The sequence below is a fragment of the Romboutsia weinsteinii genome, from assembly GCF_002250835.2.
Classification (GTDB): Bacteria; Bacillota; Clostridia; order Peptostreptococcales; family Peptostreptococcaceae; genus Romboutsia_A; species Romboutsia_A weinsteinii.
Map to the genome: position 1 here is coordinate 1 of NZ_NOJY02000010.1, position 25,128 is coordinate 25,128.

A 25,128-nucleotide genomic window follows, 5' to 3' on the forward strand; every position below is an offset into this window, starting at 1 on the left:
GTGATTAGTTATAAATTCCAATTTATCGAGTAGATTTGAGATGGAATATTAATATAATACGAACATTTTTATTCTATTAATCACGAAATTGTCTAACATAGCATACTTTTATTACATGCTATTTAAAATTTATTGGATAAAAGGGGATAAAGTTAATATGTTAAAGTGTAAAGATTGCAAGAAATGGTTAACTTCAACAAGAACTCAGTTAGCTGTTGATAGCAATAATACTGTAAAAAAGGTTATAAATATTCCAGCAAAGGAATGTCATATGTGTGGCAAAATTACTATTAATGATTCTACAATGAAAAGAGTAAACAGATATATTAATGAATGTAAAGAAGAAGTATTAGATTTTCAAAAATATGAAGATGATGAATCTGTAGCATCAAATGAACTTTTACTATAATTAAATTGATACTTACTATAAACTTAATAAGCACGTCTAATTTTATTTTGGGAGGGAAGTTGATTGAGGAAAAAGTAGAGTATTTTAATCATTATGTCAATATAATGAAAGAAAATTACTGTAATTTTGATGTGTTTTATAATAAATACAAAACAGAATACTTAGACTTATATGAAGTTCTTAAAGAAGAGATAGAAAATAGCAATGACAACGAGGAATTTTATAATATAATGGGTACTTCAATAAATTTACTTGGAGATGGTCACACTAATTTAATAGAACCAAATCAAGTGGGTTGGTTTAGAGATGCATATAAAGGACAATAGCAAGGTAAAGTTTTAAATGATGAAGAGTTAGTAGATAAAAATAAAAAATGGGAAAATTACTTAATTCAAAAGGATAATTTGCAAAGTTTACACAAAAAAGTTAATGAAAAGATTTCTAAAAATAATAATAAAGAAAATATAGAAACAAAGATAATTGATGAAGAAATTGCTTATCTTAAAATCAATAGCTTTATGGAATTTACTAAGGAAGATACTGATAAAATAAATGAGTTATACAAAGATATAAATAATTATAACGATTATATTATAGATATAAGAAATAATGGTGGTGGAAATGATCAATTATGGATGGAACACATAGTAAATCCTATAGTAAATGATACATATGAAAGTACAGAATATACACTTCACAAAGAAGGTAGAATAACAAAAGATTATTATGCAAGTAGAGGATATAGTTTAAAGGATATAAATGAATTTCCTAATAAGGATATATTAAAAAGTGTGAGAAATATAGATGATTATAAATATTATACTGAATATAATACGAAATTTACTAACGATAGTATATGGGAAGGAGAAAGTAAAACCGGATATAATGGTAATATATATTTACTAGTAAATAAAGGTGTATTTTCTTCATCCGAGGGATTAGCTGTATTTTGTAAAAATAGTGGTTGGGCAAAAGTTGTGGGAAATAAAAATAGTGGTGGGATGGTATTGGAATAGATCCTATAGTATTTACTTTGCCAAATAGTGGATTATTTTATTATACAGTTAAAAATATTGTAGTTGCAAATACTTATATGGAAGTGTTCACTAAGGCTGATGTTTTGGTGGACACTTTATGATTTCTGATAGTAGCTATAGAGATTTAATAAGGGGGATATTATGGGATACGTAGAAGATTTACGATTAGTCATTGGAAATAGAGCCATTAATTTAGTGGCAACAGCAGTAATAGTAGTAAATGAACTAAATGAAATACTACTTCAAAAAAGAAGTGAGCCTTATGGTTCATGGGGTTTACCAGGTGGATTAATAGAATTAGGTGAGTCAACTGAGTTGGCTGGAAAAAGAGAAGTATTTGAAGAAACGGGTATATTAGTAGAAGATTTAAAGTTAATAGGTGTATTTTCTGGAAAAGAAGATAATTATATAAGATTAAAAAATGGTGATGAATATTATGTAGTGTTAACTGCTTACTACACTAAATGTTTTACTGGTACCTTGTGCGCAGATGGAAATGAAACACTTGATTGTAGATTCTTTGACATATCTGAAATTCCAGATAAGCTATTAAAAAGACATAAGATAATTATTGAGAAGTATTTAGAAATGATATGAAAATTTTATATTTAGTGCCTGTTGATATATCTGACGAATTGTAAAAAATACTAAAATAGAGCTATGATTTTCTATTCATAGCTCTACAGTAAAACTAATTATTATACCTGAAATTTTATGAAGAATATATAAAACGGTTAACATACTTACTTTAAAGGGTATATTAATCTGCATTTTAAATTTTTTAACTCATTATAGTAAAAATAATTATGTTCAGCTCCTACGGTACATAAAATTCTTTTATCTTGGTTATTGTTTATAACTTTTTTTATCCTTTCGATCATCAATTGATTTCTCGCTATCCAATAAACATTGTGCATTACTGGATCTAATGAGTTAAACCATTCTTGTTTTTGAATTATTATTTTATCAAGTTCAAATGAGTTCATAGGTAATAAACTTTTTCTGCCAACAGCCCATATTTTTTCATAGACTTCTTCTAAATCTTTAGCAAATTTATATTTTTGATCTTTGCTATAATTTCTCATATAATCCCAATCAACCATATCATCTTCATACCAATCTACTGGTACAAATTCAATTCCTTCATCCTCACAATGTGGTATAATCATTTTTCTATATTCGGATGGTCCTAGATAACCTGAATAACATCTATCATTACAGTATTTATCCCAGTCTTCAGGTCTTACTTCTCCACATATAATGTCTGGATTAAACTCTACGATAACTTCTTTCATCATCTCTAGTGTATATCCTTTTTCAAGTCTAAAACTATCATCCCCGTGAATACTACCCAAAATACCTACAATAGTCATAAATATCCTCCATGTATAAAGTTTATGAATTTTAATTTAACAATTTTATATACTAATCCAATATCTTTTATAAAGATTGTTACTTACGCTATCCAGTATTTCTGATTCAAAAACTCCATTATTTTTCTCAATTACTCTTGAAGATGGATAATTATAAGACTTACAAGTCACTAATATAGAATTAATACCAAGCTCCTTTGATTTTTCTAACCCTAATTGCAATATAAGTTCTCCGTAACCTCTTCTTCTATTTGAAGGCGATATGTCATAACCTATGTGTCCAATAATGTTTTTTAAGAACTCAGAATTAAGCTCATGTCTAATTCTAATAACTCCTAAAACATCATTTTCTTTATTAACTAGCCAATATGTAGAAGATGCAACTCTATTTTCAGCTAATCCTATGTCCTTAGATTTATTTAGCAATTTTTCAACATACTTATCAAAATCTTCAAGAGCATCTTTATACATATTAAAATACTCTTCATCTTTATGTATTTCATAATCTCTTACCATACATACAAAGCTATCTCTATAATCTTTTGAAGGTTCTATTAAAAATACTTTTTCCATAAAGTTATTCCCCCTAAATTAATTTAAAAGTATATGCTATAGATAATTAAATTATAGCAGAGTTTATAATTCCTAGCATGTTTATCAAAATAGATGTTTTTATACGTATAAATAGAGTAATAATTTTAAGATTATACAAGAAACTTACTGTAGATTATGCATATTAGCAAAGTGTAATCCAATATATTTGTTGCTCTTTATCTTTATAGATATTTTCGTCTGTTAATATTCCACCGCAACTGATCGCCGTCTGACTTGAAGCAATATTATCTTTATCACAGGTAATCATTACTTTTGGAATTTTCATGTCTTTTGCAATTTCTAAAGCAAGTAATAATTGTTGCTTACCATAACCTTTTTTTCGCTCAGTTGGGCGAACACCATATCCTATGTGCCCTCCGTGTTTTTCTAATTCATCAGTTAAAAAGTGACGCAGTTGAATAGTTCCTATAATTCTATTATCCGATTTTCTTACAGAAAAAAATGTGCTGGCATGAACATCATTGCGAAGTTTATCTTTCTCAATTGAAAGAACAGTTTCAAGCCATTCATCAAAATTATTATAATGGTATAATCCACAACTTCCATTGATACTAGTTTCCTCAAAGTCTAAATACTCTTGTTTGTATTCCAAAATTTTTTCTTCTAAAAGCTTTGATGGTTTTAATAAAATTAATTCACTCAATTTAATACCCCCTAATATAAATAATCTGTGGTTCGCATTACATTATATATAGCAATTGTTAATTTAATTCTAGTATAACTTAGATTTTTAGAAATGATCACTAAAACAGATATTCTATTGAACACAAAAACAAGAGGAATTAACTAAGGTTATTGCTCCACTAATTGATTAATTATATCAACTAATCTGGTAAACATATACAGCTGGCTTAAATTCCATAAAATTATATATATCCACTAAAATAGATCTTCTAATTGACACTTTTTAACTCTTAGCTTTGATATAATTTAATTGTAAATTCTAATAGGTTTGAAGCTTTAAGGGGGCGTAAATCATGGAGAGTAACCTAAGGAGTATATTTGTAATAGGTGACAGTATATCTATACATTATGGATTATACTTAAAGGAGATGATAAAAGATAAATTTAACTATGATAGAAAAATGGGTATTAAAGATGCATTGGATAATTTAGAGAGACCAATAGGAGCTAATGCTGGTGATAGTAGTATGGTTTTAGAATATCTAACTGAAGAAAATAAGAAAAATGTTAAGTATGATATTTTACTTATAAATTGTGCAATGCATGATATTAGAGTTGATAGAAATTCATTAGAGAAACAAGTAAAAGAGTATGAGTACAAAATGAATTTAAGTAAAATAATTGATATAGCAAAGAGTATGTCTAATAAAGTAATATGGATTGCAACAACTCCTTTTAATGAAGTTATTCATAATTCAAGAAAAGATGGCTATTTAAGGTATATTAAAGACCTAGAAACTTACAATAAAATAGCAAAAGAAATAATAGATAATAAAAATATTGAATTTATAGATTTATATAGTTTTACAAAAAACTTAGGAGAAGATATATATTGTGACCATGTTCATTTTACTGAAGAAGTTAGAAGGCTACAATCTGCATTTATATCGGGGTACTTATATACTTTGAAAGTATAGGGATTAAAATATAATTATATTGATAATTATTTTATATTTTTAATAATGAGTAGGGGGATATATGGAAAGAGAATTATATGAGGGTATTAAGTCTAGGATAAAAAATTATAAGTTTAATTCTTTAATACATACAGACTATGAAGAAATCTTAGATTATGAAGTTATACTAGATACTGAAAAATGTGTATTGTTATATGGATACAACAAAGAAATGAAATTATATGAATTTAGCTTTGCAGCAGATGAACCTAAAGTAGTTTTAGATGAAATAAATAGATCGAATAAAGCTGGGTTAATAACATTTATCCCTAATGAATGGGTATGTAAATTTAAAGAAAATGGATTTGATATATTCGCAATTTGGAATGATTATTTTAATCAAGATATATCAAAATATATTGTAGATGATAAAATAGAAAAATTGTCTATAGATGAGTGTAAGCAAGCATCAGATATAACTTTATCTTGTAGAGGGCAAAGCAGAGGATTTGCAGGTCAAAGTGAAGAGTGGATATACAGATGGATTAATGGAATAGAACCTACTGCCAATATGTTTAATAGTAGAGATTCTTCAATACTAGTTCATAGAGAAAATAATACTATTTGCGGTATTGTATGTATTGCTATATATGGAGATAATAGGCAATCTGGGTCAACTTTGTGGATTAGGGAAATTGCTGTAAGTCCTGAATATCAAAATAGAGGTATCGGAAAAAAATTGTTAAACCAAGCTCTTTTATATGGTGTTAAGAATGGAGCTAAGAAAAGTTATTTGATGGCAGATGAATGCAACAATAATGCGATACATCTGTATAGGAAGATGGGGTTTTATTCTGATAAAATTGAACATGAAATAACTATGATCAAAGACAAATAGAAAAATATATCTATATAGTGCTTAAACTAAAATAAAGGGTTTCAAATTAAGAAAACCACAGTCTATGTGAATTGTGATAAATTAGTTTAAAGAATGCTATAATGAAAATATGTACACAATTGTTATATAATGCGAAATAACTATATATCTGATAACATATAGATAAATAGGAATTTAACTATGAGGTTATTTAGCTACAAAATCTTATAATTCTCGCTAAACTTTAAGTAAGGAATAAATATGTTTGAAAGGATGTGAAACTTATTCAATTTTCAATAGGGGATATTGTAATGTTTTTGATATTATTAGTATTTTCTTTATTTTTCATAAAGAAATATTACAAATCAAAACATAAAAAGTATCTATTATTTTTATTATTTTGTGTATGTGGAATATTTAATAGAAATAATATGATTTATATTAATGGGATAGAAATTAATAATACAATATATGTAGAGATATTTACGTATATAATTTTAGCTACAATAGTTATATTTGGATATAAACTATATAAGAAAAAAGAATTATTTTAAGTATATATATTGAATACTATTAATTAATATATTACGAATTTAGAAGTAGGAGCATATAAGATGCCCCTACTTTTTGATATGCTTTTTATTTATATTTTTGGATAACCCAGTATTCACTACAGTTTTGAGTTCGCGCTAGATATTTATTTTCATATAATTCTCTACGAATCAAAGCAATATCTCCAAATGTATGTATATCTTCGATAATTGAGTTTACTTCTTTCTCAGTATAAATTTTCTCATCTTCAAATCTAGTAATAATATAATCCAATACTTTAAGTTTCTTATTTCTTTTAGAAGGCCATATCTTGACTTTGTTATTGTCATCTAAAAAATTTTTTACATCTGCAATCCCACTCATAAAATGCACCCCTTTATTTATTAAAACAAATATATTTGTTAACAAAAAACATTATAGATTCTTACTCATTAATATATTAGTTGCTTTGTAATTTAACTTTTCATATAAGTTTATAGCTCTCGTATTATGCCCAAATACATGTAGTTCTATTTTTTCTAATCCTAGTGTTCTGGCTTTATTTTCGATTTCCTCCATAGCCCTTAGACCATAGCCTTTACACTGATAATCCTCGTATATACTTATATCATATATAAAAGCAGAACCATTTCCTTTCTCACAGAGCCAAACCATACCAATAACTTCATTAGCTTCATTTAAGATAGAAAATAAATGGTTATTGTTGGAATATACCCCATTTGGAAGTAGCTTATTGTATTCAGATTTGGACTTGTGGAATGCTTCGTCTTCAGTCCAATTTCCAGATTCAATTTTTTCTTGTGCATAAATCTTTACCGCATTATCTATATATTGTTCAAATTCAGTACTAGACATTTGCATTAATATAGTCATATTATTATACCCCCTAAATTAAGTAGAAAAATATATTCATAGGTAATTAAATTATAGCAGAGTTTATAATTTCTAGGTGATTTACCATCTTTAGAATTAGATTTTAAAATTGCAAATGTTTTTGATGTTTCAATAAATAACGTTTTTGAGTACAAGGAGGATTAAGGCAATATTTATTCTCGCCACTTGAAATTACTATTGAGGGAAATATAGTTTTTCATAGTGAAGAGGAACAATTTGCATTTAATTATACTTAGATGACGGAGTGTGCAGTGGAAAACAAATTGTATCAAAAAGATAGATTAAGAAAAAGAACATTGTTAACCAGTATTCAGATGAACTAATAGAATGTAGTATGCAAGTTAGTGCAGGACTTATATTTCTTTCCAACTAACACTATAGTACCAATGGTGTTATCAGCAGTCATAGGCAAAATGATTAATGATATCGAAACTAAATTAGTAAATAAAAATTAAAGTATTAAAAAATAAATCATGGGAATTATCTCGTTGATTAGTCTTAACTATTGAAATAACTTAAATAGAGATAAGAGAACTGCTAAGTTTATAGTCTAGCAGTTCTTTTTATGTTATTCTAATATAGATATACAATTGGAAAATATTACATAAATATATTATCTAACATATTTAAACTGGGAGAAGAACAATTATGAAGCTAAAATCATTTATAGAATTTTCAGCTTATGGGTTAAGAACAATATTCCTAAAAAATACTAATCCAATACTAGCTACTATAATACTTACAGATTATTGTAATCTTACTTGTAAGCATTGTGCAGTCAACAATATAAATAAAATAATTCACCCTTATGAAGAAATAAAAGAGGAAATGCTAAAGCTTTATGAGGAAGGCGTTAGAATTTTATTTTTTTGTGGTGGAGAAACTCTTCTTTGGAAGGATAGAGGAAAAAGTGCTAAAGACTTAATTATAGAGGCTAAAGAAATAGGATTTGAATTAGTCAATATAGTTACAAATGGAACTATAGATTTAGACATTAAAGAAGCAGATATTATATTTTTAAGTATTGATGGAAGTAAAGAAAATCATAACTATATAAGAGGTAATACCTTTGATACTATACTAAAAAATGTAGAAGAGGCTAATGAAAGTAATATCTGTGTTTATATGGCTATTAATAATAGAAATTATAATGACATAAAGGGACTATGTGAATTAGTTAAAAATACTAAAAATTTAAATAGTATTTCTTTTAATTTTCATACACCATATGAGGGAACAGAGGATTTAAGTTTAAGTAAAGAACAAAAAATTGAGGTAGTAAATACTATAAAACAACTTATGAAGGAAGGATACCCTATATTTAATTTATACTCTGCATTAGATTATTACTTAGATAACAATTGGAGTAGACCTTGTAAGCAATGTTTGGTAGTGGAAAATAAAAAAAGGTTTATCTGTGGAAGATGCGTAGAAATAGATGGACTATGTAATGAATGTGGATATTTATTTGCTGTAGAGTTCTCTTTATTGTTTAGTGGAAATCCTAAGATAATATTTGAAACTTTAAAAACATATCTGAAATTTGTATAGGAGAAGAGAACATGCTGACTAATATTTTAAGACCGATACTAAATAGGAACTTTAAACCATTTGAATTTGTAAAATGCACTGATAATAATGATTTAGATTATGTGAATTTAAATAATAGAGATAATCTAGGGTTATATATACATATACCATTTTGTAAAAGTATATGTTCTTTTTGTCCATACAATAAAGTACTATATGACGAAAAAAAGGCTTTAGAATATAAAGAAGCTCTATTAAAAGAGATAAAACTAGCTAATATAAGATATAAAAAGCAGGATATAACATCTTTATATTTTGGAGGTGGAACACCTGCCTTACTTATAGAATACCTTGAAGAAATTATAGATACTGTAAAAGATAATTTCAATTTAAAAGGTAGCTTAGCAATAGAATTACATCCAAGTAATATAAATGTAGATTTATTGAATAAGTTAAAAGGTTTAGGATTTAATATGATAAGTGTTGGGATTCAATCATTTAATAAAAATTGTTTGGAAAGCTTAGATAGAAAAGAAAATAATGAAGTGGAAAAAATAAAGCTAGTCAAAGAAGTGGGATTTGAAACCATTGATGTAGATTTAATATTTGGAATACCTAACCAAAGTATAGAAGATTTAAAAGAAGATGTAGCCTTAGCTTTTGAGATTGGGGCAACTCAAATTTCTACATATCCATTTATTGATTTTTCTTATGCTAGTAATAAAAGAAAACCTCTACCTGCTAATGAAAAGAAAAAAATGCTTTTTGAACTTGTAAATATGGCAGAAAAATTAGGTCTAGATAGAACCTCTGTATGGACTTTTGCTAAGCCTAATACAGAGAAATATTCATCTATAACTAGAGAAAATTTTATAGGATTAGGTCCAGGAGCTGCCTCATTATTCGATGATAAGTTTAGATTAAATACTTTTTCAATTGAAGAATATATAAATGCAATAAATAAAAATGAATTTCCTTGCGCTTTGGTGTTAAACTTCACCAAATTTTCAAGAAAATCTTATTGGTTATTTTGGAATGTTTACAATATGAATTTAAATAAAGAGCTTTATAAAAAGATGTTTGGTAGTGAGTTAAGTAAAGACTATAAAGTTGAACTGAGTATAGCAAAGAAAATGAATTTATTGAAGGAAGATGAGCTTGGATATAAAGTTACTACAAAAGGTTCTTATTATTTCCATGCAGTAGAGCAAATATATACTTTGCAATATATTGATAAGACATGGAGTGTTGCAAGAAATAATCCGTGGCCTGACAAGATAAAATTATATTAAATGAATTGTAAATAAAAAATGTGGACATGATTGCTGTGAATCGTATCCACATTTTTTATTTACAAGGAAACTATGATACTTTAAAACCTATGAAAAACTTGTGTATTAAAGTGATATCAATATATTTAAAAATGTAAAAAGTGACAAAAAGGTTGTAAAAATGAGTGTTTACAAAAATATCTGCTTTAGTGGGCACTTTGAAAATATACTTCTGATACAATTAAATTGAGAGTACATAATAATTTAATTATCTAAAAGGAGGATAAAGTATGATAAAAGCTATACAAAATAACGCATATTTAATTAAGCCTATAACTTCTTCTAACCGAGATGAAATCAAATACTTATATGACTTATGTTCGGATTATCATGTTATATGCAGTGGAAAAAAGGCAACTTATGAGGATATAGACAGTATTTTTGAATATAGTGATAAGAAAACATCAGAGGATTCATTAACGCTTGGGGTATATAATGAATGTGATTTATTAATTGGAATGGCAGATATATTTAAAAACTATCCTGATAATGGAACTTGGATGATAGGTTTACTTTTACTTTCACCAAATGAAAGGAATAAAAAACTAGGAAAAATTATTCATGAAGAAATTCATAAATATGCTTTAACACAAGGAGTTAATACACTTAGAATAGGAGTAGTAGAACAAAATACTAAAGGTCTAAAATTTTGGAAATCATTAGGTTATCAGCAAGTAAAATCAACGACTATAAATATGGGAGATAAAGAGAGGAATTTAAATATATTAAAGCTAATGATTAAATAATTTTTAATGTTCAATAAAGCATCTGTTTTAGTGGGCACTACAAAAAGAGAGTAAATATTTACTCTCTTCTTTAACTTTTCAATATTTACATTAAAAACTCGTGCAATGTCAAAGGCTAATTTTAATGAAGGATTATATTTACCATTTTCTAGATGACCTATTGTTTCTCTTCTTACCCCTACTAATGATGCAAGTTCATCTTGCTTGAGATTATGTTTAGCCCTATATTCTTTTATTTTTGTTCGTATTATCATATTATTGCAATCCCTTACTTTCTTTTATTTCTATATATGCTAATATTCCAGAGAATGTAAGAATTGATACTCCAAAACTAATAGCCATACCACCTACTAATATAGATATATCCTTTGTGAATGCAGATATAAAAAGTGAAATTGACACTGTTATTAAGTTTAGAAAAAATGCGGGAGTTGTAGCTTTCATTAAATTTTGTTTAAATAACTCATCTGGTATAACATTAAAATAATAGAAAAATAAGAAAAATCCAAAGAACCCATAAAATCCAGTATGGTCTGTAAAGCATCCTATTAACCCAATTAAACCTAGAAAACCTAAAAATCCTAGTTTATTTAACTTCTTAATACGTTTTTCCATAAGTGATAACCCCTTTTTAATTTAATGGCAATGTTATAAATATAATTATCTCTGTAAGATGTTGTTCAAGAAATAAAAGTGATGTTTTATTGAACAGAAGAATACATTCTTTTAACTCATTTATTGCCCGTTACATAAACTTTGGTGTTCTTAATTTAAAATACCTTATCTTAGTATAAGAGTATACACATTACTTTGTACAACAAAATTCTTAGTTTTAATAGAATCTCTATCAGTTTCAAATATTCTTAGCCACTTAATATAGTTTGATATGTGTTTACTTGTAACACTATTAAATTTATTTGTTATATTATTCATAATTGTTATATAGTACAAAGCAAGGATTTCATTGGTATCATATAGATAAATAGTAATTTGTATTTCAGTTAATAATATTGACTTTGAGTAAGTAGTTTATATTTATAAAAATATTTTTTGAAAAACTATTTACATCGACGCTACGTGATACTTTAGTATTAGTAGTGAAAGGAGATGATATTATGAAAGTAACAGAAATACGTTCTGATAAAGTCTATAATAAAATACTTAATGCAAAATTAGATAATAAGAACGATATTTATAGATATGATTTAATGAATGAGTTTTCTCATAAATGGTCATGTTATAATGTTCCAATTAAAGCAAAGCAAAAAGGTGGATATGATGTTATAATGGCAAGTTCGATGCTCGGATATATGGAACCATCTAAAATTGATGAAAGTAAATTACAAGAAGTAAAAGGTATAAGTGATGACACTATTTGGAAATTATGCACAGAATCCATAAAAAAAGCATTAACTCTGTTTGTCAATGCTGGTGTTGAACTTAAGGTTGAAGAATATAAATATACAATACTACTACCTAATCCAGAAAGTGTATATACAAAACTAAGTAAATCTTGTTGTGGAGATGGTGGAATTCCAGGAAGTATTTTCTTATCACTACTTCCAAAAGAAGATACAATAAAGAAAATTCCTTCAGTTTTAGCCCATGAATGTAATCACAATGTTAGATTTCAATTTATAAAATGGAGCAATGATATTACTTTAGAAGAGATGATGATTAATGAAGGTTTAGCAGAAAATTTTGCAACATGGATATATGGAGAAGAAATGTTGGGACCGTGGGTAACAACAACGGATATGGAAACTTTAAATGATTATGTTAAGCCAATAATTAAAGATAATTTAAATGTACAAGGATTAGAAGGTATAACTGCATATTTGTATGGTGATGAAATAGCTACTGTACAAGGATACTTTCCAGAGGGGTTACCATTTTGTGCAGGATATGCTTGTGGATATCATATGATAAAATATTATTTAGAGAAAACAGGTAAATCAATCATAGAGGCGACGTTAATGCCTTATGAAGAAATAAAGAAAGAACTATCAGGATTTTGGGAATTATAAATAAATAGTATTATAAAGCAAATTACAATTTATAGGTAGGTTTTGATGAACTATATTAATATATTACTAACTAAAAAATCTATTAGATTATATATCTAATAGATTTTTTAGTTTATACATACTATACATTTATAATATATCAAGATTAATATTTTTTATATTTATTAAAATTTACTCTTGATAATATGAAGATGTTAGTTTTTTGTTATGCTTCTTGTAGTTGAGAAGAAATATCTGTAGATGTTTTTTCTTTTTCTATTTTCTTTAAGCAAATTACATAGTAAATTACACATAATACAATTTGAACAAGGGTAGATGCAGGTGTTGCAAGACCTACCTTGAATAAAGATACTGGAAGCACTTTACTCATAGCATATGATACAGGTATTCTAACTAAAAATGCACCGACTATTCCTTGTATCATTACAAAAGTTGTTTTTCCACATCCAGTAAAATAACCAACCATACAAAACATTATTGCAGTAAGTAAGCAATCTATTCCATAAGCTTTCATGTAATCCCAAGAAGCTAAAATTACATCTGGATCCTTAGAGAACATTCCTGAAAGTAAATTTCCATGGAAAAATGAAATGTAAAACATTACTACACCACAACATAATGAAGCTCCAATAGAATAAAGAAGAGCTTTTTTTATCCTAACATACTCTTTGGCTCCATAGTTTTGAGCAACAAATGTAGACACAGATTTAGAGAAAGATGATGGTATAAGCATAATAAATCCAACAAGTTTTTCTGCAACACCTATCCCAGCTGATGCCACTATACCTAGTGAATTACCTATTATCATAATTACTAGGAAAGATAAAAATACTAAGCCGTCTTGCAACGCTATTGGTGCACCAAACTTAATTATCTTTGATGTATGCTCTTTGTGGAATTTTATACTTTCTCTAGAAAATTCAAATGGAAGTCCACGCTTTTTAATAATAACTAAAGATAATATAACACTAACTGCTTGAGCAATAACAGTAGCAAGTGCCGCACCTGTAGCAGCCATTTTAAATACTCCAACAAATATTAAATCTCCTATAATATTTACAACACATGCAATAGCTACAGTAATAAGTGGAGTTTTTGAATCACCTAATCCTCTAAATACTCCACCTATAATATTATAAGCAACTATAAATATAGAACCTGCGGAACATATTTGTGTGTATATTACAGTGCTATCGAAGGCTTCTTTTGGAGCATGCATAAAAGTTGAAATAGGTGAGGCGAACACTACCATTAATAAAGTAGTAATTATGGTAATAACTGCAAATATTGAAATACCACTTCCCATTACATCTCCGGTTTCCTTGGATTTACCTTCACCAAGTTTTTGACCTATTAGTATAGTAAGACCCATACTTAGACCTGTAATTACTGCTGTAACAGTTAGCATAACCTGACTACCAGTTGAAACAGCAGAGACATCTGCAGTAGTACCAAATTGACCAACTATAAGTAAATCAATTGCACCATACATAGTTTGTAAAAATGATGCAACTAATATTGGTATTGTAAATTTTAATAATGGTGAAAATATTTTACCCTCAGTAAAGTTAGACATTTTTGACATATATCAATCTCCTTTTAAAATATGTTTTGCACAAAACAATATGTATATAAATATAACTGTTTTTATTTCAAACAGTTATTTAAGGTTATTTCTTATTTTGTTAAGAACTCTGTTAAATACTTCTATTTCTTCAGGGGTGATATTTTCTGCTATTTTATTTTCAACTGAATCAATGGCAATACAAATACTTTCGTAAAGCTTTAGAGATTTTTCTGTTAATACTATTTTTTTTAGGCGAGCATCATCACAAACAGCTACTCTTTTGATTAAGTCACTTTTCTCCATATTACTTAGCATTAAGCTAATAGAAGATCTTTTTAAATCGAATTCTTTTTCCAAATCTTTTTGAAATACATCTTTACCTTGACATCTATCACAAATAAAATCTATTACATAAGCTTGTGAAACTGTTATGCTATCATCAATTGCGTTAATTACAGCAGCATCCATCTTTCTTGAAAATATATGATGGATTTTACCAATATCAAGACCTAGTTTTAGTTTATCGTTTGGCATTTATATACCTCCATACAAAATTGTTTTGCACTAAACTATATTAATGTTTTTTAATATATATGTCAATAGAAACTATATTGGTTAATTGCTAAATAAAAAAATACTATATGATATCATATAGTATTTTTTATTAAAAGTGAATTTTATTGAACTAGACTGTATTCATTACTGTCTTCTTTAGATACTTTAAGATTATTAATAAAGATATATTCAGTAAGAAGTATAACACTGAATATAATCATAACTAAGGAACCATTAAGTAAAGGGTGTAAATCAACTCCAATATAAAAAGGTGGAGCACTCATATATCCATAGTTAGAATGCACAGAATTATTTAATATAAACATTAATACATGATAGATATTTATATATATTAAAGAATCCTTTAAATCATCTTTAGACATACCTACTTTCTTTATCATTAGTAAGTATACAGATCCCCATAATAAAAATAAATGTCCTATAAAAAATGAAAATTGAGTTATATGAGGAAAAGTAAAAGGATCAAGATTAGGGAATAATAAAGCACCTATTGCTCCAAATATACCTACATAAGAACCTATTTTCATAAGTATATTTTTATTTAGTACTAATCCTAAACCTACACAAATAATAGCTACGCGACAGTGGTACAGAGGTAATCCTTCTTTTATAGTATTAAATCCTCCAATAATATACCAAGAGTATAGTGATATTTGCTGAAGAACTAATACACTTCCTATAAATAATTCTAGTTTTCTATTTTCTTTACATCTTTTATATATATAAATGCTTATAATTACAGCTACAAATAATATAAATAAATGGACTTGTCCAAATGTTTTAAAATTAGCAGATCTTGAGTTAGTGGTGAAAAAATTTAATATGTTTTGCATAATACATCCCTTCTATAATTAATAAAAAACAATGTGAAAAATTTGTGAATTTACTATGAATTTCACATGAAATTTGACATGAGTGTATTATAACACGAAAAATGTCAGATTTTGTGTTACAAGAATGTAATATAAGTAAACACTACGCAAAAACAGTAAAAAATGTCTTATAAATAAAACTATGAAAGAAGATAATAAAACTATAAGAGTTACATAAATTTTAGCAGCAAGAAAAGAGGAAAAATATATTATGATAAATAAAAAATTGATAATTACTATTATAGTTTTTTTTATAGGAAGTAGTATGATAGGTAACTGTATAGAAAATAAATACGATAAATTAATATTTGGTGGTACATACATTGAAGAAAGAAATCTAGAAGATGGTAGAGCAGTAGAAAATAGTGAGCAAGAGCACGATCTAGAAAGGTTCTTTAGACCATCAAAATCTCCAATACTAAATAACAAAATAGAAAAAACTTTTTATGATTTATATGGAACTAACACTAGTAACTACAAAATACCAGATAAGTTTTTAAAAAGACCAGAAGACACTATTATAAACTACTTTAGTATTTTAAGAGAAGCAGCAAATCCTCTTGATGACACAAAGACAGGATGTGGAAGCTTAGGTGATACTAGAGGACCTTATCCTATAGCATATAAGTTTTTATCAGAGGATTACCAAAAGAGAGTTTCTTACGAAGAGTACCTAAAATCTTTTGAAAATATTTTGCACATTAACTTAATAAAGGCAAATCAAGTAGGACCAGATGAAAATAAAAAGGACGTTATAAAGTACTTTGTTGAACTTGAAACTATAGAAGGTACCAATGAGCATAAGGGAGTATTTGCTTATTACTATGGATATGTTTATCTAAAAAATGAAAATGGAGTATATAAGATTGTAGATATGAAATATACTCCAGAAAATTATCTATGTGCTCCTTATCACGGATGGTCATATGATGCTAAGTCTTTTGTAGAAATTGAATATGGTGGTTGGTGTTCATTAATAGATGGAGAGACTAGGGTAGAGGAGTCTGGATATGAAAAGAAAGTCTACTTTAAGGATAAAGACAAGAATGAATACTATGTACTGTTTTACCAGCTAACTGATGGTGTTGATATAAAAATAGCAGACTATAAAAAAGATAAAGATGGAAAGTGGAAACAAGTGTATATCAATCCTGAAAAGTGTTTAGATAAGAAGAAGAATTAATATTATTACAAGGCAACTAAGTTCACAATTGTTATATATTGTGAACTTAGTTGCCTTAATGTGTTAAGCGTACCTAAAAATAATATAGAGTATGCTATAATAAAATGAAAAATTGTTATACATTATTGAATATGGGGGAAGAGAATGGGTAATATTGATTTAATATTAAAGAAAATTTCTGGGTGGAGTAGTATTGATGGGATAACATATGAACCTCTGAATGGTGGTTTATCAAATATTACTTATAAGGTAAAAGTAGACAATAAATTTTATGTATTAAGGGTTAATAATAACCAAAATGAATATCTAGATTTAAGTAGGGAAGAAGAACAAAATGCAATTATTAAAGCGTCAAAATTAGGTATAGCGCCTAGTGTTTTTTCCTCAGGAAACAAGAAAAATACTTTGATTACTGAATTTATCGAGGGAAAATCTATAGAAGTAGAAGAAATGCATAATACGGAGTTAATAAAAAAGGTTACATCGACTCTCCTAAAAATACATTCACTAAAAGGGATAAAAAGAGTTTGTTCTCCTTTTGATTTAATTAGAAGATATTTAAAAGGCGCACAAGATTTAAGTGTAATTATTCCTGATAACTTACATAAACATTTGAAACACATGGAAGGAATAGAGATTCAAAGAAGCCAAGACAAAGAGAATATAAATAAGTATTGCCATAATGATTATCATACAGGATATAATATGATATTAAATGACGAAAAGCTTACCGTTATTGATTGGGAGTTATCGGGTATTGGAGATGTGTATTTTGATTTAGCAACTATTTCATCAGATAATAGATTTAGTATTGAGGAAGATAAAGTTTTATTAATTAGCTACTTTGGTGTATTTGACAATGAGAAACTTACGACACTAAATGACATGAAGTTTGTCTGTATGTTAAGAGAAATATCATGGGCATTGATGCATGAAGGAATGAATATTGAACGAATCAATCATGATTTAAAATATTATGAATTTGCTCAATATATTTTAGATAGATTAGACCAAGGCATAGTAACATTATAACAAAATACCCCTATAGACTTTAATTATCTGCTCTATAGGGGACTTTTGTTATGCTTATATCAACAAAAAGAACTTATGTTTGGCTGTAGTTTCCAAAAAAATGCTATCAAATAGCTACATATTCTTTAAGAAATTTTTATACTTATACTCAAGAAGCTCTACAGAAATACCCTCAGTTTTTGATATATAATCAATACTATACCCCTCATAAATAGTAAAGATATCATCACTTATTAAAAGTTCTGCTGCAAATATATTTGCTTCTCTTTCATACCTTGACTTGTGCCAGTCAGAGTTGGTTGAAAGAGCAAGAATATTAACGTCTGTATGAAGTATAGCGTGAGCAAGCTCATGAGCTGCAACCATTCTTTGTTCTTCATAACATAGATTATTATTTATAATAATAAGCCTTTCACCAAACTTTTTTGTATAACATCCTTTAGTATTATGCTTTAAATAGGTATGATTTAGAATAATATCAAGATCATATATTAATTGAAAGGGATTGTTAGTTTTATATTTTTTTACTAAGTTTTCTACCTCATATTTTATATCCATCAAAAATCCCCCTGATAAATTATTACTGGGGAAAACTTATTTATTTTCCCATTTTTTTTGAATCTTGTTTTTTCTTTGCCATAGCAAGACCTATTTCAAGTGCAGATAATAAATCTTCAAGTGCATCCTCAGTTATAGGTTCACCATCAAACATTAGACCTTCGCTAGTTTTTAGACTGTGCTTCATTTCTTCTATTGCATCTCTTACTTCTGACTGTGAACTTTTAGATAAAGAAGTTCTGTCATCAGATAGACCTGCTAAATAATCTAGACTTACTCCGTAGTAAAGTGCTAGTTCTTTTAAAATATCTCCCTTAGGTTCTCTTACCCCATTTTCATATCTAGAAATTGTTACATTAGTAGTATTTAAATCTTTTGCTACTTGCTCAAGCGTAAGTTTTTTTTCTTTTCTAATGCTTTTTAATCTATTTGCCAAAGTTTCCATTTTTTCACCCGCCTTTACCGTAATTATAGCAAAAATAACCAAAAAATTTATAGAAACTTACCAAAAATAATAAAAATATGGAAATAATTTGTTGACATTCAACCTAAGTGGTAATACTATTAACTTAACAAAGTAACCTAAATGGTTAGAAATAAAAAAGGGGGAGAAATATGAGTTATAAACTAATGCTAAAAGGTATAAGGGTTAGTAGGGGATTGACCCAAAAGAACATGGCAAACTTAGTAAACATGTCAGAATCTGCATATGTAAGAAAAGAAAATGAAAAAAGCCACTTTACAGTAAATGAGGCAATGAGAGTTGCTAGAGTACTTGATGTTAAGCTTGAGACTATTTTTTTAGTAAATTAAATAAGGGGGGGTACATATGAAAGTTTTTAGTAGCATGGAGTTTGGGGAAATTCAAGTATTAAAAGTAAACAATAAGGAGTACTTTGAAGCAACAAGGTCAGCTGAGATATTAGGTTATACAAACCCTAGAGATGCAATACTTAGATATTGTAATGAAGATGGAGTCGAGTTTTTCGACGTGATGATTTCAGCTGGAAAAAGAAAAGACAATAGTGAGATAATAAAATGTGTAAGTAAAAAGTTTATTGATGAAGGCAATCTTTATAGACTAATTGTTAGAAGTAAGAAAAAAGAAGCAAATAAGTTTGAAAGATGGGTTATGGAAGATGTACTTCCAACAATAAGAAGTCATAAAGCTTATATTCAAGAAGATTTAGCATATGAGATTATTAATAATCCCAAAGTCACAATAGATCTTGCAAAGAGCTTACTTATGGAAAAAGAAAAGGTTGAAAAGCTTCAAAACATAATAAGTATGAATAAACCATATGTAAAAATAGGTGAAACAGTAGGAGAGTGCAGTGATGCAATAAGTATAGGAGCATATGCAAAGCTACTAAACAGTATGGGAATGGATATAGGAAGAACAAGGCTGTTTGATTGGCTTAGGGTAAATGGCTATCTTATGAATCAGGGTAGGGAAACTCAGCCTAAGCAAATATATATAGATAAGGGACTTTTTAAAACTCGCTTATTTGCAGTAAACACAAATCATGGTACTGAGTTTAGAATTACAACATACATAACTGGAAAGGGACAAGAATATTTTACAAAGATTTTACAAGGGGGATATAGAGATGAAAAGAATATCAAGTATATTTAAAGCTAAGGGAATAAATGAGAATACATTACCATTTGGTAGTGATGAGTGTGGGAAGTTTTTAAGAGATACTTACAAGGATAGTGTTGATGAAGTTACAATTATGAATGATGATATATACAAAAATTTAACTGAGTATGATGAGATAATAAGCGATATAAGTAAACTTGAAACAAGAAAAAAATATATAGAACATCTACTTCAAAGTGAGATGAAGGAATATGAGACAGGGTTTTGTAGAGAAAGAAAAATTACTTGGAAGAGTGTAAGTAAAAGTAGCGTAGATACAAAAAGTCTTAAAAAGGATTATCCTGATATAATTAAGGACTATGTAAAAACAAGTAAGAGTAGAGTTTTTAAGGTTAAATAGGGAGGATATTATGGCGGTATATAGACAGATTCACATAGAATTTTGGCAAGATGGATTTGTATTAGATTTAACACCAGAAGAAAAATACTTCTATATCTATATAATGACTAACAGTAAAACTAGCCAATGTGGAATTTATGAGTTACCGAAACGGATTATAGAAACAGAAACAGGGTACAACAGAGAAACAGTAGATAAATTATTACAGAGGTTTATAGACTATAAAAAGATTATTTACTGTGAAGAGACCAAGGAGATTTTTATAATAAACTGGATAAAGCATAACTCCTTAAACAGTCCTAAGGTAAAAAAGTGTATAGAAAAAGATCTTACAACTATTAAGAATAAAGAATTTATCAAAATATTTTATAGGGTATGCAAACAGTATCAATACAGTATAGATACAGTATGTATAGACTATGGGGAAGAAGAAGAAAAAGAAGAAGAAAAAGAAAAAGAAAAAGAAGAACAACAAGAAAAAGAAAAAAAGAATTGTAAAAATAATGAAGACAAAAAGCAATTAGCAGATAAATGTAAAAATAATAATGTAGTAGCAGAATATATTAAAGTTTATGAAAACTATATTGAACCAGTAAATAAATACACTGAAAAATGGATATTTACTGTTAGTAAGACAATTGACATAGATTTATTTAAAAGAGCAGTAGATATAGCAATATATAGAGAGCGTAAACATAGAGGTTATGTAGATGGGATAATCAAACAGTGGATTAAATTAGATATTAGAAGTATAAATAATCTGAAATCTTATGCAGAAAGTTTGAAAAAAGGAGTAAATAAAAATGAAAACCACCAGTATACAAAACATGAACTTGCCACAGGACTTTATGATGAGGGTGAATCAATTTATCAAAAGCCAAGTGAAGAACAACTCAATAAAGCAAAAGCACTCTTATAAGTGTAATAAATGTCGTGATTATACATTTATAATAAAAAACGATGAAGCTATACCTTGTGAATGTAGAGCTTTAAGAGAAGCAGAAGCAATATTAAAAAACAGTGGTATAAGTGAGGAATTTAGGAAAAAGACATTTGAAAATTTTAATTATAGCTTTGATATTCAGTTAGTAGATGCATTTGCAAAGGCGAAAGACTACGTAAATAGCACAAACACAAAACTACCCAGTAGAGAAAATTCGATAATATTTATGGGACAAGTAGGATCAGGTAAAACTCACCTATCATTAGCAATAGCAAATAAGCTTATGAATAATGGTATTGGAGTACTTTATATGTCTTATAGAGATAGTATGACATATATAAAGCAAAATATAATGGATAATGATAAGTACCAAAGAATAATAGAAAAATATAAAAAAGCTAAAATACTTTTAATAGACGATTTATACAAAGGAAATATTAGCAAAAGTGATATAAATATTATGTTTGAAATAATAAATTTTAGATACTTTAATAATCTACCTATAATAGTAAGTACAGAGAAGAGTTTTAATGAGTTACTAGAAATTGATGAAGCTGTGGGAAGTAGAATCATTGAGATGGCAAAGAGTCATGTTATAGAGCTTAGAGGTAAGAAATTAAATTATAGAATCTATGGGAATTAGATTTAAAAATAAGGGGAGATTTTATGGGGAATTTATTAATTATAGATAGCGGGCACAATGAGTATGTAAAGGGGAAGGAATCGCCAGACAAATCACTTAGGGAATGGAAATTTAATAATAGTATGCAGTATAAGTTGGCTAATAGATTAAAGAGTCTTAATATAGACTATTATATGACCAATCCATATCCACAAGGAAAAGATGAGATAGGGCTAATTACAAGATGCAATAAAGCTAATTCTTATTGGAAAAATCAAGGTAAACCTAATTGTTTATTTTTATCAATACACGCAAATGCGTATAAAGAGTGGAGTAGTGCAAGGGGAGTAGAGGTATTTACTTGTAAGAATTGTTCTAGTAATTCAACTAAAGCTAGTAGATTGATTTGTAATTCTATATACAATGGTGTAAAAAATAACATAGATAAAGGATTTATTAACAGAGGATCAAAGATTGAAGACTTTACGGTTATAAGTAAAACCAATATGCCAGCTGTACTTGTTGAGTATGGATTTTATACTAATAAGCTTGATTTGGAAATACTTAAACACAAACAAGATGAGTTGGTTGAGTATACATTGGATGGTATATGCAGTTATTTTGGAGTAAATTATAGTAGTGAAGAAAAATATGCCAATGGTAATTATAATAAAAAGGCAAAGACTACTGAAAATTTAAATGTTAGAAAAGGAAGAGGTACTAACTACGATATAGTAAGCACCATACCAAAAGGCTCTAGTATTAATGTTAATTACTGCCTGAATAATTGGTTTTCTACTTATGACTTGGGTACTTTAGGATATGTAAGTGGGGATTATATAAAATTTTTATAAAAAAAATATGAATAGTATGTATATAATCTTAAACAAATGGCAATTATTAAGATAGACCACGAATTACCATACTACTACATTAATTACTACCTCATAATTTAAATACTTATTTCATAAAATAAAGACTAGCAAGCATCGGAAACTTGCTAGTCTTTATTTGTGCTCAAGCATTTGTTTCTTAATACAAAAATATTACTATAAAAACTTAGCATCCTGATATAAATCTCCAGATAATTCTATTAAAAGCTTATGATTAATAACTCTATAGCCAATATCGTCTTTTTCTAAGACACCTTTTTTACATAAACCATTAAGAGTTCTTAACAAATGTCTATAACTACTTCCTAAAAGTTCTGCCAAATCAACTAAATTCTCATCAAAATTTACATACTGATTTGAGTCAAGATATTTCACAGTTACTAATAGTTCATTAATATAGCTAGCCAATCTATTTTCAAGTGGATATAGTAAGTTTATTGTGCTATTCATGCTTATTACAAATAGTTTTTCAGCTAAGCTCTCACAAGTAAACTTTAAAAACTTTTTATCGTTAGTTAATTCCTTCCTAGCTTTTTTCATATCTATTGCCAAACAATAGCACTCAGTCAATGCTTGAATTGAACCTGATGTAGCTTGATTTTTTATAATTTCTATATCTCCAATCACTTTAAGTGGCTTATAAAAACTTAAAAGTACAGCTCTACCATTAGGTAGTGTTTTAAATAATTTAGCCTTGCCCTCTATAAGAAACAAAAAGTAAGGCATATCTTCTCCTTCTTGACATAGGTACTCATTTCTTTCATATTTAAAAAGTTTTATATTTTCTTTCATATCTTTATCAAATAATTTATGTAGTTTTAGTTCATTATAATAGCTATCTATGACAAATAAATCTTCTATCTTTTTCACTGGATTTTACCTTTCTATTTTTGATCTTTATTATATTATATATTATATTTTTAAATTTTATATTTATAGATGACATATGTCATTATTTTTATTGATTTTTTGTGATATTTTAATAATTATTCTAAGAAAAGAGGTATTTATAATGAATTATATTATTTCAATTTTTACAGGTGTATTATTAGCACTAATGGTTTCCTTAAATGGTACTGTTGGAGAAGTAGCAGGTAATTATGCTTCTAGCGTAATAATACACGTTATAGGTCTTATAGGAATTATAATAGTACTTATTGCAACAAAGTCAAAGCTACAAAATCTTAAAGGTATACCTTTTTATATGTACACTGGTGGGCTAATTGGTGTCTTAACAGTTATATTTACTAATGTAAGTTTTTCTAAGTTAGGTGCCTCCTTAACGATATCTGTTGGCTTATTTGGGCAATTGATTACATCTATAATCATAGACCACTTTGGTTTATTTAACTTGCCAGTAAATAAGTTTAACAAAAAGAAAATAATAGGGTTTAGCATCATTATATTAGGTATATTTGTGATGACTATACAATAAGGAGGATATTATGATTTATATAATTATTGCTGTATTATCGGGTTTTACAATTGTTACATCTAGGTCTGTCAACTCTATCTTAGCAGAGAAAATAGGGATGTATCAAAGTACATTTTTCAATTATGTCTTAGGTCTTACAGGGTCACTTATACTGTTGTTTATAAGTGGAGAAACTCTTAGACTTTTTAGTTTTGAGTCTTATGACGCTACATGGTTTTATTATACTGGAGGTCTTGTTGGTGTAGTATCTGTTACATTATCTTCTTATTTAGCTTTGAGAGTTTCGTCATTTTATTTAACCTTATTAATTTTTATTGGTCAGCTTTTTACAGGTATTGTATTAGACTACATAGCTATTGGAAGTATCTCTATATATCAAGTGATTGGAGGGGTTTTAGTAGTTATTGGACTTGCATATAATCTTTTTATAGATAATTCTAGATAAAACTATATATATATATTAAACTGAATAT

At 27.6% G+C, this 25,128-nt stretch carries 33 protein-coding genes and 2 pseudogenes; 21 read left to right on the forward strand and 14 right to left on the reverse strand.

Going from position 1 to position 25,128, the window contains the following annotated elements; translation table 11 throughout:
* Positions 1-157 precede the first annotated feature (157 nt).
* The 4 genes from CHL78_RS07360 to CHL78_RS07375 all read left to right on the forward strand — a co-directional run bounded on the left by CHL78_RS07360 (position 158) and on the right by CHL78_RS07375 (position 2,043).
* Entirely contained in the window at positions 158-409 is a 252-nt protein-coding gene (locus CHL78_RS07360) for a hypothetical protein (protein WP_094369151.1), read from the forward strand.
* A 59-nt stretch (positions 410-468) separates the two neighbouring features.
* Positions 469-735: a S41 family peptidase gene (locus tag CHL78_RS07365; RefSeq protein WP_094369150.1), complete on the forward strand. Its 267-nt coding sequence runs from the start codon at positions 469-471 to the stop codon at positions 733-735.
* Between the two features lie 78 nt (positions 736-813).
* Positions 814-1,425, forward strand: coding sequence for a S41 family peptidase (locus tag CHL78_RS07370; RefSeq protein ID WP_094369149.1), 612 nt, complete (start codon positions 814-816; stop codon positions 1,423-1,425).
* Between the two features lie 162 nt (positions 1,426-1,587).
* Positions 1,588-2,043, forward strand: coding sequence for an NUDIX hydrolase (locus CHL78_RS07375; protein ID WP_094369148.1), 456 nt, complete (start codon positions 1,588-1,590; stop codon positions 2,041-2,043).
* Positions 2,044-2,189: 146 nt separating this feature from the next.
* On the opposite strand, the gene CHL78_RS07380 is transcribed toward CHL78_RS07375, so the two are convergent.
* The 3 genes from CHL78_RS07380 to CHL78_RS07390 all read right to left on the reverse strand — a co-directional run bounded on the left by CHL78_RS07380 (position 2,190) and on the right by CHL78_RS07390 (position 4,077).
* Complete coding sequence (locus CHL78_RS07380; RefSeq protein ID WP_094369147.1) at positions 2,190-2,819, reverse strand: hypothetical protein; 630 nt, start codon at positions 2,817-2,819, stop codon at positions 2,190-2,192.
* A 45-nt stretch (positions 2,820-2,864) separates the two neighbouring features.
* Positions 2,865-3,392, reverse strand: coding sequence for a GNAT family N-acetyltransferase (locus CHL78_RS07385; RefSeq protein WP_094369146.1), 528 nt, complete (start codon positions 3,390-3,392; stop codon positions 2,865-2,867).
* Positions 3,393-3,555: 163 nt separating this feature from the next.
* Positions 3,556-4,077 carry a GNAT family N-acetyltransferase gene (locus CHL78_RS07390; protein ID WP_094369145.1) on the reverse strand — a complete coding sequence of 174 codons (522 nt, stop codon included), beginning with the start codon at positions 4,075-4,077 and terminating at the stop codon, positions 3,556-3,558.
* 334 nt (positions 4,078-4,411) lie between these two features.
* Here CHL78_RS07390 and CHL78_RS07395 point away from each other — a divergent pair, with 334 nt between their 5' ends.
* The 3 genes from CHL78_RS07395 to CHL78_RS07405 all read left to right on the forward strand — a co-directional run bounded on the left by CHL78_RS07395 (position 4,412) and on the right by CHL78_RS07405 (position 6,445).
* Complete coding sequence (locus tag CHL78_RS07395; protein WP_094369144.1) at positions 4,412-5,035, forward strand: SGNH/GDSL hydrolase family protein; 624 nt, start codon at positions 4,412-4,414, stop codon at positions 5,033-5,035.
* Positions 5,036-5,096: 61 nt separating this feature from the next.
* Entirely contained in the window at positions 5,097-5,912 is an 816-nt protein-coding gene (locus CHL78_RS07400) for a GNAT family N-acetyltransferase (RefSeq protein ID WP_094369143.1), read from the forward strand.
* A 290-nt stretch (positions 5,913-6,202) separates the two neighbouring features.
* A complete protein-coding gene (locus CHL78_RS07405; RefSeq protein ID WP_094369142.1) occupies positions 6,203-6,445 on the forward strand; it encodes a hypothetical protein in 243 nt (80 codons plus the stop codon).
* Positions 6,446-6,530: 85 nt separating this feature from the next.
* Here the strand turns inward: CHL78_RS07405 and CHL78_RS07410 are convergent, their stop codons facing one another.
* Together CHL78_RS07410 and CHL78_RS07415 are read right to left on the reverse strand one after the other, a co-directional pair.
* A complete protein-coding gene (locus CHL78_RS07410) occupies positions 6,531-6,806 on the reverse strand; it encodes a DUF2087 domain-containing protein (RefSeq protein WP_243446392.1) in 276 nt (91 codons plus the stop codon).
* A gap of 51 nt (positions 6,807-6,857) precedes the next feature.
* Positions 6,858-7,316 carry a GNAT family N-acetyltransferase gene (locus CHL78_RS07415; RefSeq protein ID WP_116041310.1) on the reverse strand — a complete coding sequence of 153 codons (459 nt, stop codon included), beginning with the start codon at positions 7,314-7,316 and terminating at the stop codon, positions 6,858-6,860.
* A gap of 669 nt (positions 7,317-7,985) precedes the next feature.
* Between CHL78_RS07415 and CHL78_RS07425 the strand changes: the two genes are divergently transcribed.
* The 3 genes from CHL78_RS07425 to CHL78_RS07435 all read left to right on the forward strand — a co-directional run bounded on the left by CHL78_RS07425 (position 7,986) and on the right by CHL78_RS07435 (position 10,944).
* On the forward strand, positions 7,986-8,888 hold the full coding sequence (locus tag CHL78_RS07425; RefSeq protein ID WP_116041312.1) for a radical SAM protein: 903 nt from the start codon (positions 7,986-7,988) through the stop codon (positions 8,886-8,888).
* A gap of 11 nt (positions 8,889-8,899) precedes the next feature.
* Positions 8,900-10,159, forward strand: coding sequence for a coproporphyrinogen-III oxidase family protein (locus CHL78_RS07430; protein WP_116041314.1), 1,260 nt, complete (start codon positions 8,900-8,902; stop codon positions 10,157-10,159).
* Positions 10,160-10,428: 269 nt separating this feature from the next.
* Positions 10,429-10,944 carry a GNAT family N-acetyltransferase gene (locus CHL78_RS07435; protein WP_116041316.1) on the forward strand — a complete coding sequence of 172 codons (516 nt, stop codon included), beginning with the start codon at positions 10,429-10,431 and terminating at the stop codon, positions 10,942-10,944.
* A gap of 56 nt (positions 10,945-11,000) precedes the next feature.
* On the opposite strand, the pseudogene CHL78_RS21565 reads toward CHL78_RS07435, so the two are convergent.
* From CHL78_RS21565 to CHL78_RS07450, 3 genes and pseudogenes are all read right to left on the reverse strand, one after another.
* Positions 11,001-11,198, reverse strand: a pseudogene (locus tag CHL78_RS21565) (helix-turn-helix transcriptional regulator); the annotation flags it as partial.
* Between the two features lies 1 nt (position 11,199).
* Positions 11,200-11,559 carry a DUF3796 domain-containing protein gene (locus tag CHL78_RS07445; protein ID WP_116041320.1) on the reverse strand — a complete coding sequence of 120 codons (360 nt, stop codon included), beginning with the start codon at positions 11,557-11,559 and terminating at the stop codon, positions 11,200-11,202.
* Between the two features lie 130 nt (positions 11,560-11,689).
* Positions 11,690-11,856, reverse strand: a pseudogene (locus CHL78_RS07450) (IS1595 family transposase); the annotation flags it as partial.
* A gap of 203 nt (positions 11,857-12,059) precedes the next feature.
* Between CHL78_RS07450 and CHL78_RS07455 the strand changes: the two are divergent.
* The gene (locus CHL78_RS07455; RefSeq protein ID WP_116041322.1) at positions 12,060-12,971 is read left to right on the forward strand and encodes a DUF2268 domain-containing protein; all 912 of its coding nucleotides are present in this window, start codon (positions 12,060-12,062) and stop codon (positions 12,969-12,971) included.
* 205 nt (positions 12,972-13,176) lie between these two features.
* Here the strand turns inward: CHL78_RS07455 and CHL78_RS07460 are convergent, their stop codons facing one another.
* From CHL78_RS07460 to CHL78_RS07470, 3 genes are all read right to left on the reverse strand, one after another.
* Complete coding sequence (locus CHL78_RS07460) at positions 13,177-14,556, reverse strand: MATE family efflux transporter (protein ID WP_116041324.1); 1,380 nt, start codon at positions 14,554-14,556, stop codon at positions 13,177-13,179.
* A 75-nt stretch (positions 14,557-14,631) separates the two neighbouring features.
* On the reverse strand, positions 14,632-15,072 hold the full coding sequence (locus CHL78_RS07465) for a MarR family winged helix-turn-helix transcriptional regulator (protein WP_094368934.1): 441 nt from the start codon (positions 15,070-15,072) through the stop codon (positions 14,632-14,634).
* A gap of 143 nt (positions 15,073-15,215) precedes the next feature.
* Complete coding sequence (locus tag CHL78_RS07470) at positions 15,216-15,947, reverse strand: YwaF family protein (protein WP_094368933.1); 732 nt, start codon at positions 15,945-15,947, stop codon at positions 15,216-15,218.
* A gap of 250 nt (positions 15,948-16,197) precedes the next feature.
* Between CHL78_RS07470 and CHL78_RS07475 the strand changes: the two genes are divergently transcribed.
* Complete coding sequence (locus CHL78_RS07475; protein WP_094368932.1) at positions 16,198-17,169, forward strand: hypothetical protein; 972 nt, start codon at positions 16,198-16,200, stop codon at positions 17,167-17,169.
* 144 nt (positions 17,170-17,313) lie between these two features.
* A complete protein-coding gene (locus CHL78_RS07480; protein ID WP_094368931.1) occupies positions 17,314-18,201 on the forward strand; it encodes a choline/ethanolamine kinase family protein in 888 nt (295 codons plus the stop codon).
* 114 nt (positions 18,202-18,315) lie between these two features.
* Here the strand turns inward: CHL78_RS07480 and CHL78_RS07485 are convergent, their stop codons facing one another.
* Positions 18,316-18,759, reverse strand: coding sequence for an ImmA/IrrE family metallo-endopeptidase (locus CHL78_RS07485; protein ID WP_094368930.1), 444 nt, complete (start codon positions 18,757-18,759; stop codon positions 18,316-18,318).
* Positions 18,760-18,799: 40 nt separating this feature from the next.
* On the reverse strand, positions 18,800-19,204 hold the full coding sequence (locus CHL78_RS07490; protein WP_094368929.1) for a helix-turn-helix domain-containing protein: 405 nt from the start codon (positions 19,202-19,204) through the stop codon (positions 18,800-18,802).
* Between the two features lie 170 nt (positions 19,205-19,374).
* Between CHL78_RS07490 and CHL78_RS07495 the strand changes: the two genes are divergently transcribed.
* The 6 genes from CHL78_RS07495 to CHL78_RS07520 are packed head-to-tail and all read left to right on the forward strand — an operon-like array spanning position 19,375 to position 23,181.
* Positions 19,375-19,572 carry a helix-turn-helix transcriptional regulator gene (locus CHL78_RS07495; protein WP_094368928.1) on the forward strand — a complete coding sequence of 66 codons (198 nt, stop codon included), beginning with the start codon at positions 19,375-19,377 and terminating at the stop codon, positions 19,570-19,572.
* Between the two features lie 16 nt (positions 19,573-19,588).
* Positions 19,589-20,395 (forward strand): phage antirepressor KilAC domain-containing protein, encoded by an 807-nt coding sequence (locus CHL78_RS07500; RefSeq protein ID WP_094368927.1) that lies wholly within the window; start codon positions 19,589-19,591, stop codon positions 20,393-20,395.
* Positions 20,370-20,762 carry a hypothetical protein gene (locus tag CHL78_RS07505; protein WP_094368926.1) on the forward strand — a complete coding sequence of 131 codons (393 nt, stop codon included), beginning with the start codon at positions 20,370-20,372 and terminating at the stop codon, positions 20,760-20,762. The genes CHL78_RS07500 and CHL78_RS07505 overlap by 26 nt, the downstream gene beginning before the upstream one ends.
* Before the next feature lie 10 nt (positions 20,763-20,772).
* Positions 20,773-21,681 carry a hypothetical protein gene (locus CHL78_RS21065; protein ID WP_243446393.1) on the forward strand — a complete coding sequence of 303 codons (909 nt, stop codon included), beginning with the start codon at positions 20,773-20,775 and terminating at the stop codon, positions 21,679-21,681.
* Positions 21,644-22,348, forward strand: a complete 705-nt coding sequence (locus CHL78_RS07515; RefSeq protein ID WP_243446394.1) for an ATP-binding protein — start codon at positions 21,644-21,646, stop codon at positions 22,346-22,348. The genes CHL78_RS21065 and CHL78_RS07515 overlap by 38 nt, the downstream gene beginning before the upstream one ends.
* A 23-nt stretch (positions 22,349-22,371) precedes the next feature.
* Positions 22,372-23,181, forward strand: coding sequence for an N-acetylmuramoyl-L-alanine amidase (locus tag CHL78_RS07520; protein WP_094368924.1), 810 nt, complete (start codon positions 22,372-22,374; stop codon positions 23,179-23,181).
* Between the two features lie 195 nt (positions 23,182-23,376).
* Here CHL78_RS07520 and CHL78_RS07525 read toward each other — a convergent pair whose 3' ends face one another.
* The gene (locus CHL78_RS07525; RefSeq protein ID WP_094368923.1) at positions 23,377-24,090 is read right to left on the reverse strand and encodes a cyclic nucleotide-binding domain-containing protein; all 714 of its coding nucleotides are present in this window, start codon (positions 24,088-24,090) and stop codon (positions 23,377-23,379) included.
* 142 nt (positions 24,091-24,232) lie between these two features.
* Between CHL78_RS07525 and CHL78_RS07530 the strand changes: the two genes are divergently transcribed.
* The gene (locus CHL78_RS07530) at positions 24,233-24,655 is read left to right on the forward strand and encodes a DMT family transporter (protein ID WP_094368922.1); all 423 of its coding nucleotides are present in this window, start codon (positions 24,233-24,235) and stop codon (positions 24,653-24,655) included.
* A gap of 10 nt (positions 24,656-24,665) precedes the next feature.
* Entirely contained in the window at positions 24,666-25,100 is a 435-nt protein-coding gene (locus CHL78_RS07535; protein ID WP_094368921.1) for a DMT family transporter, read from the forward strand.
* Positions 25,101-25,128: the final 28 nt, after the last annotated feature.